The sequence below is a fragment of the Streptomyces sp. NEAU-174 genome (assembly GCF_052665095.1).
This window is the reverse complement of record NZ_JBQTCE010000014.1, coordinates 321904-329749: the sequence shown is the minus strand read 5'-3', so window position 1 is coordinate 329749 and position 7846 is coordinate 321904. Positions and strand designations below refer to the sequence as shown.

Annotated in this window: 3 protein-coding genes and 3 pseudogenes; 3 read left to right on the top strand and 3 right to left on the bottom strand. The window is 66.6% G+C overall.

What is annotated here, in order from left to right:
* Window positions 1-716, bottom strand: a 716-nt coding sequence (locus tag ACT2CW_RS35780) for a PIG-L family deacetylase (RefSeq protein WP_445519549.1), incomplete at its 3' end; no start/stop codon positions are given.
* A gap of 460 nt (window positions 717-1176) precedes the next feature.
* On the opposite strand from ACT2CW_RS35780, the pseudogene ACT2CW_RS35775 reads away from it, so the two are divergent.
* Window positions 1177-1479: pseudogene (locus ACT2CW_RS35775) on the top strand (VOC family protein); the annotation flags it as partial.
* A gap of 543 nt (window positions 1480-2022) precedes the next feature.
* Here the strand turns inward: ACT2CW_RS35775 and ACT2CW_RS35770 are convergent.
* Both ACT2CW_RS35770 and ACT2CW_RS35765 read right to left on the bottom strand, forming a co-directional pair.
* Window positions 2023-3323, bottom strand: a pseudogene (locus ACT2CW_RS35770) (IS701 family transposase).
* Between the two features lie 295 nt (window positions 3324-3618).
* Window positions 3619-4752 (bottom strand): hypothetical protein, encoded by a 1134-nt coding sequence (locus tag ACT2CW_RS35765; protein WP_445519548.1) that lies wholly within the window; start codon window positions 4750-4752, stop codon window positions 3619-3621.
* Window positions 4753-5115: 363 nt separating this feature from the next.
* Here ACT2CW_RS35765 and ACT2CW_RS35760 point away from each other — a divergent pair, with 363 nt between their 5' ends.
* Both ACT2CW_RS35760 and ACT2CW_RS35755 read left to right on the top strand, forming a co-directional pair.
* Window positions 5116-6093 carry an AraC-like ligand-binding domain-containing protein gene (locus ACT2CW_RS35760; protein ID WP_445519547.1) on the top strand — a complete coding sequence of 326 codons (978 nt, stop codon included), beginning with the start codon at window positions 5116-5118 and terminating at the stop codon, window positions 6091-6093.
* A gap of 1038 nt (window positions 6094-7131) precedes the next feature.
* Window positions 7132-7668 (top strand): annotated as a pseudogene (locus ACT2CW_RS35755) (Tn3 family transposase); the annotation flags it as partial.
* Between the last annotated feature and the right edge of the window lie 178 nt (window positions 7669-7846).

Below are 7846 nucleotides of genomic sequence, written 5' to 3'. Positions count from 1 at the left end.
AAGAAGATGTTCTCGCCCTGACTGGCGTGCGCGGCCAGCGCGTCGAACTTCTGGCCGCTGAACGCGGTGGTGTCCACCCACGTGGTGATCTCATCGTCGGGGAGGCCGATCTTCGCCATCGCGGCGGCCTCGGCGGGATCCGGCTCCGGCATGTCCTCATGGAACTCGCGCATGATCTCGCCGAACCGCCGCATCCCCGAGTGGGGCATCGTGGTCCAGTACACCTTCGGGGTCAGCTCGGTCATCTCCAGCGCCGCCATCGTGATGCGGTGGGCCTGGATGTGGTCAGGGTGGCCGTAGAAGCCGTTCTCGTCATAGGTGACGACCACATCGGGCCGGTAGTGCCGCATGAGTTCCGCGAGCCGGGCCGCGCCCTCCTCCACGGGGGTCTGCCAGAAGGATCCGGGGGCGTCGTTGCTCGGCCAGCCCGTCATCCCGGAGTCGGCATAGTCCAGCATCTCCAGATCGCTGATCTTCAGGACCTCACAGCTCGCCTCGAGCTCCTGACGGCGCATCAAGGCGACCGCCGCCGGATCGTGCCCGGGATCGCCCGGCTTGACACCCCCCGGTCCGTCACCGCAACCGCCGTCGGTACACGTCACGAGAACCGTACGGATGCCTTCCGCCGCGTATCGCGCGAGGACCCCTCCGGTCCCGGTGGCCTCGTCGTCGGGGTGGGCGTGCACTGCCATCAGCGTCAAGGACCGGTCAGTCATGAAACAGTCCTCCTGCAAGAAAAACGTCTTGATCCAAGTGCGCGGCGAGCGTTCCGCGGTCCTGGGGCCCGGTCCTGTTGGGGCGGATGGCCTTGTTCCCACCCGTCCGACGCCGGTCCTTCGGTCGATGCAACGCTGCCGGCCGGACCGGCTGTTCCCGGCGTGGCCGCTTGGCCTTCCCAAGGCGTCGCGGGCTATGAGGACCAGTTGGCCGGGGTGCAGCCCTCCGGTCGGAGAATCCAGGTCGGTGAAGCCGGTGGGAACACCGGTGAGCTGACCGTTACGGCTACCGCCTGCGTGGGTCGTCGGACACAGCGGCTGTGAGCTGGTCAGCCGATGGGGTACACGGCACAACCGCGGACCGCCGGGCCCCGCAAGGAGCTCGACCCCGACCTGTATGCGTCGAAGAACGAGCGCAACTCGGTGGCGTCTGGAGTGGAAATCAGGAAGGCTCACGCACATGGTCTCGGTATTGCAGAACGTGGCGATTGACTGTGCGGATGCCTACGAGTTGGCCCGGTTCTGGAGCAGGGTGACCGGCCGCCCGTTGCACCCGGAGGACAAACCGGGTGATCCGGAGGCTCAGGTGCTGCTGGCGGAGGGACCAGTGCTGCACTTCAACCAGGTGCCCGAGGCCAAGACGATCAAGAACCGGATCCATCTGTGTCTGCGCCCAGAGACCTCGCGTGAACAGGAGGTGGAACGGCTGCTGGGCCTCGGCGCCACCTTTGTCACCGATCACCGCGATCCCGATGGCTCTGGCCCGCCCGGCACACGACGTCAACTGCACCCGAGGCGACCCTTGAGGCCGCCGCCCGAGACGTCCGGGCACCGTCACCGTCACCTGGGCCGGAGGGAGAACCACCACGGGCGAGACCGCCCGCGAACTGGTCGGCCAGGGACATCGCTCCGAGGCAATCGCCCGGCACCCGCACGCGGAGGGCTTCCGCCCGGCCCCGCGGACGCGCCCTTTACCACCCCATGCTCGCGAGCCGGACCCCACCCTACGCCGAGGTGTCCGCGACCTTCGAGATGAGGAAGCACCGCTCGACCCGTGGCTCGTTCGATCACGATCTCAATCACGACGCGCCCCGGATCAGGCACCAGCATACGTCCGTAGCGATCGGCATAGCGCGGCTTCTGCATCCGAGTCCGCGCGGACTTCCGCCGTTCCTTCCAGCGTGGCCCGGCGGCCTCCGTCAGTTGGCAGACGGCTACACGGGCCTCGCTGCCAGCACATTGGCAACCTTTTGCTGGATTTGCGGTCGGGTGATGGCGCGCGCGATGCCTGCGGCTGCGTCGATCGTCACGCCGACAGGCACCACGTGGGAGCAAGTTCGTCAAGGGACCGCCGTCGGTAGTGGCTGCGTTGGGCTGTTGCCTGGTGGCGTCTGCGCCAGGTGGACCAGTGCAGCAGTCTGGCCGCGGTGACGGCCGGTGGGCTGAGGACAATGACGAGCAGGTGGTGGATCTCCGGGACGGTCAACGTGATCGGATCGCTGCAGCGGATGGGGGGTCCGGGTCGGTGGTCCGGTCCGGTGCCGTGATGGCGGCGACGGCGGTCAGGAAGGCCAGGGCGAGCATGGCGAGCGTGATGTGCCGGTGCCATGCGGTCCAGTTCCGGACCCTGGTAATGGTCGAGGCCGACTTGGCCCTTGGCGGCCTGGAAACACTCCTCCACGCTCCAGCGGACACCTGCGACGCGGACCAGTTCCGCCAGGGGCACCTTGGTGGGTGACCAGCACAGATAGAAGGCGAGTTCACCGGTGGTCCGGTTGCGGCGGATCAGCAAGTGGCGGTGATGATCGGTGCCGGTGTGGATCCAGGCCCAGTCGTAGTAGCGCGGGCCTTTCGCCCCTGCCCCGGTGCTGTGCCGCTGCCAGGCCGTGGCGGGCAGACAGCGGGCGAGGACATCGGCGCGGATCCGGGTGCGGCCGTGGTTGACCCGGACCCGGGTGGAGCAGGCGACGGCCAGCACGTAGCCCAGGCCCCGTGCCTCCAGAGCGGCGCGGAGCTGGGGTCCTGGCCGTAGACTGCGTCGCCGGTCACCCAGGAGGCGGTGATGCCGGCGTCCAGCGCGGCGGCGATCATCTCTTGGGCCAGGCGGGGCTTGGTCGCGAACTGCACCTCGTCGGGTATCCCGGCCGCGTGGCGGCGCCCGGGATCGGTAGACCAGGAGTGCTCGGGCAGATAGAGCGGGCGGTCGATCAGCGCCCGCCCCCGCACGGTGGCCAACGCGAGGAACACGCCGACCTGGCTGTTCTCGATGCGTCCTGCGGTACCGGTGTACTGCCGCTGCACCCCCGCCGAGGCCCGGCCCTTCTTCACAAAGCCGGTCTCATCCACGACCAGAACACCGCCGTGGGTGCCAAGGTGGTCGACGGCGTAGGCGCGCAGGTCATCACGGACGGTATCGGCGTCCCAGCGGGCGTAGCGCAGCAGGCGCTGCATCGGCCCGGGCCGGGTGTGACCGGCCTGTTCAGCCAGCTGCCAGCAGTTCTTGCGCTCGACATTCGACAGCAGCCCGAGAAGATAGGCGCGGGCGGTGGCTCGCGGATCAACTCGGCCGAACCGTTCAGCGATCCGAGCCATGGCCTGGTCGAACATCGCTCGCCAGCGGGCAGGGTCTACGCTATGGCCTGCGGCCACCGCACGATCTTCAGGAGTCCACACAACCCCTGATGATCACGCGGTGGCCGTACCCGTTCCCAGCCGGGTCCGCCGCAAGATCACGAAACCAGACTGGAGTATAGAACCTATTTCTCATCTGGCCTGGCTCTTGCAGGTCAGGGGATCGCCTGCTTCGGGCGGATCCGCCCGAAGCAGGCAGGAGGGCGATGCTTCTCAAGGCCAGCGTCCCGGTCAGGACCTGCGTCCCGGTCAGGACCTGCGCTCCTTGCTGTTACGACGGTTCGGGAGCTTTCCAGCGGGTGACCGAGAAAGTCACCGAGGCGGGGCGCTTGGCGGTTACGGCGGTCACCTTCAGCTGAGCGACGTCCTTGTCGAGACTGTCGAACCTGCAGAATCGGTCCCCGGTCCGCAGTTCGGAGACCGGTATCTCGAGTTCGTTGCTCTCGCTGCGCGCCGCAGCGTCCTGGCAAGCGGTGAGGCCCAGGTCGGCGGTGCCCTCCACCCGGGCCACGTATCCGCGGAACCACATCTTCGGACTTCCGACCAGACAGCTCGGGGAGTACTCGATGTCTCCCCCGCCGCCGTTCAGTCTGCTCCTGTACGTAACGACCGGCATGTCCGAACCGAGCCCAAGGCTGCCAAGGACACAGCCGCGCGCCTTGGCCACGTCGTCGGACACCGTGACGGGCTGGTTCTCGTAGACCTTGTCGCCGGGCTGCGCCGGCGCGCCCTCGGTCTTCGCCGGCCCGGCCCACACGGTCGCCGACAACGTCAGCTCCCCGACGGGGGATCCGCTCACCTTCACCACGCGCAGGAGGACCACGCGGCCGCCCGCGGCGAAGTCCTCGCAGAACCGGTCCCCCGGCGCCAGGGCCCCGGTCTTGTAGCGGTCGATGTGCGTGCCGTTGCCGACCGCTGCCCGGGCGGCATCCTGGCAGCCCGCCTGGTCGAGGTCCCCGGCGTCCGCGGCAACCTTGGCGACGGGCACGTCGTCGAAGTCCAAAACCTCGTTGTCCCAGGAGCAGGGAGGCTCCCAGGACAGGACAGGTGGCCTGCCCTCGTCCGTCTGGTCCCCCTCGTCGTTCAGGCGCGGGTTCGACTCATGGGGCCCGAGGACGCGCGGCCCGCTGTCAGCGAACTCCACGTAAAAGTTGAAGTCAGACGGGCATCCGTTCTTGATCGCCTGGACATTACTCAGCGAGACTTCCTTGTCCCGGTAGAGCAGCCCTGTCCTGGAATCCGCCGACGAACCGGACGCTGACCCTTTCGGCGCACCGGCCGCTGATCCGGCCAGACCCTCGGACTGCCCATCGCCGCCCCCACAACCTGTGAGAACCACTGTCAGAAGCAGCACGAGGCCACCGCCGCATAAGGCCTTCCCCTGACGACCGTTGATTCCCCACACGTCAACTCCCCCATCGGTTTGGAAACCACCCACCATACCGACTACCGGGACGGCGCCGACAAGAGTGGAGGATCCTGTTGACCGCACGTTACGTAGTGGCCTTCTTGGGTCAGAAGCTGTTTCTGATCCTCGATGCTCTTGATCTTTAGACTTCGCTGCTGCCAGGAGGTGCCTGGCGGCACATGTGACCAAAGTGCTGCTGGACTGCGTGTACCTCCCCATGCCACGTTCGAAGCCGCAGGGGAACCGGCAACGGGGGGCTGGGGAATGCTGCTGAGGGAGTTCAGCACGGAGGCTGTGGCAGCGCCGGAACGCTTCGCAGTGTGGGAAGAAGCCACTGGACAAGCGCACATGCGCACCCGGATGCGCAGCAACGACCATGACGACTTCAGAGCCAAGATACGCGTCCTGGACTTGGGCGAGGTCCAGCTGTCGGCGGTTGCCTTCCCCCATCTGGAGATCACGCGGACAGCGAAAATGATCCGGCAGTCCGACCCCGAGGTGTACCAGATCAGCTACATTCTCGGCGGGAAGGGGGCTCTGTCCATGGCCGGGAGTGACACGGCCATGGGCGCTGGCGACCTCATGGTGTTGGACAGCAGCCATCTCTACCATGCCCACCGCCACGCCCTTCAAGACAGCTGGTCGCAACTGATCGTGCAGTGTCCTCGCCGGATGCTGCCGCTGCCAGAGAAGACGGTGCAGGGCCTGATCGCAGTCCCGATCAGCGGGCGCTGCGGCATGGGCGGGGTGTTTGCCCGCTGGCTGGTCGACCTCAACGCGCGCGCCGGCGAATTCATCTCCGCCGACATCCCCACCCTCGCCTCGGTCACCCTGGATCTCCTGGCGTCCGCGCTCGCCGGCTGCCTGGAGGCTGAGGTGACGCTGAGCCCGGAGGCCCGCAGGAGTGCCCTGCGGGCCCAGATCAACGTGTTCGTCGAGCAGCACCTCGCCGATCCCGACCTGCCTCCCCAAACGATCGCGGACGCCCACCACATCTCCCTGCGCCACCTCCAGCAGCTGCTCGCCGAAGACGACACATCACCGGCAGCCTGGATACGCCACCGCCGTCTGGACCGCTGCCGCCTCGACCTGACCAACCCCCGCCTGAACACCCGCCCCATCCAAGCCATCGCCGAACGCTGGGGCTTCACCAACCCCACCCACTTCACCCGCCTGTTCCGGGCCACCTACGGGATCCCCCGAGGGACTACAGACACCTGCCGCCCAAGACGTGCGCGAATTGGCAACAACCCTGCGCGGAATGACAAGGCTGGATGCTATGGCTCTCGGCATTCTGAAAGCCGATCAGTCAAACAGTCCTTAGCCATGACGTCCTAGACAAGCACTGAGTTGTTGGCGCGGGGACACGGAAGTCGTCTTGCCCAGCAGTGCGGGGAACGATATCGGAGTGATTCCATGCGCCTACGGCACGCCGTGACATGGACAGGACTGGCTCTTGGAGCACTCGGGCGCACCAGCAGTAGGCCAGCCCTCGACGGATCGTCGAATACCGCAGTGGCTGCCCAAGGACCGGAACTGAAGAGAGGGGAATCTCGTGCGCCGCATAGGCAGGTTGCTATCAGTCATCGCCATGTCGATCAGCAGTGTGGTCCTCGTGGCTACAGGAGCGTCGGCCGATGGTGACCGTATCAGCACTCGTGGTCTCGAACGCGTCAGTGTCAAGAATGGAGCAACGCTCTACCGGGGCGTCACATCGCAGCATCAGCTCGCCGCTGTCTGTGGTGGGCGATTCTGTGCCTACAGCGGGAGAACAGGCGAAATCATACCGCTCAGCAACTGCGGACAAGCGGTGACCATCCCGCTCACCTGGCGAGGAACGCCAAATGGAGATTACTGGACAAACGACCTGGAGAACGGTGGCTACAGCGCCATGTACAACAACAGCGGAAGTACCCCCATCTACAACACGCCGCGTCCGTATGCGGCTGACTCGTCTGCCGACTGGAGGCCAGTTAACCGCGGCTAAAGGTCGTCTGCTGACCCGTGAAATCGCTGGAAGCGGGACATGACTACCGTGACACGGTAGTCATGTCGGCGGGCCATCTCGGTTCGAAGCGCCCGGAACGAGATGTGCCGACACTGGCAGTGCCTGGACGCGCTGCGATCGGTTTTCGGTGTGCACCGCCGCCCCAGCGGCTGCGCCCGTCAGCTGCCGATGCTGACGAGGTGTTGGAGCTGGTAGGCCAATCGTGGGCTGCATGCGCCGGAGAGGATGCCATCGCGTGAAGGTTCCGGAACCCCCGGCCGAACCGGGCCGGGGTCAGCTTGCTGTACTGCGACCACGGCAACGGCGTCCGGTTCGGGTTCTTCTCCGGCTCCGGGGTCCGCCACCAGTTCGCCGACGCTGAGGTTCCGGCGTCGGACCCGAAGAAGTTCGGGTCCTGGTCCTCGCACTTCATGACGGAGTACCACGCCCGCTACGGCGGTAACGGCGTGATGATCTACTGGCACGTCGAGCGGAAGAACGTCTGCATCTACTCCCAGCTCAAGAGCTGTTCGTCGTCCGAGGTCGCGGCGATGATCGAGGGCCTGCTGCGGCACTGGACGGACGCCGAGATCGAGTCCAACTACGTCGCCACCCACGGCGCCTCGGTGGTCGGGTTCGCCTTCACCGAGCTGCTCAGCTTCCGCCTGCTGCCGCGTCTGAAGAACATCGGCAGTATCCGCCTGTACCGTCCGGACGACACCCCGCCCGGCTTGCCCGCACTCGGACCCTCCCTAACGCGGCCGATCCGCTGGGACCTGATCGAGCAGCAGTACGACCAGATGGTGAAGTACGCCACCGCGCTCCGGCTCGGGACGGCGGAGGCCGAGCAGGTTCTGCGGCGCTTCAACCGCGGCGGCCCCAAGCACCCGACCTACCAGGCTCTCGAAGAACCCGGCCGCGCAGTTGTTCTGGTCCAACCTCAACCCCTACGGCACCTTCCGCCTGGACATGGACCAGCGACTCGACCTGGGGCTCACGGTGCCCCGTCCCCGTGGCGCGACAGACACCGCCGGTCGATCACGTGCGGAGACGCGATGACGAACTTCCGGCAACCCGCCGTCCGGCAGGCAGGGTGGTGTGTCC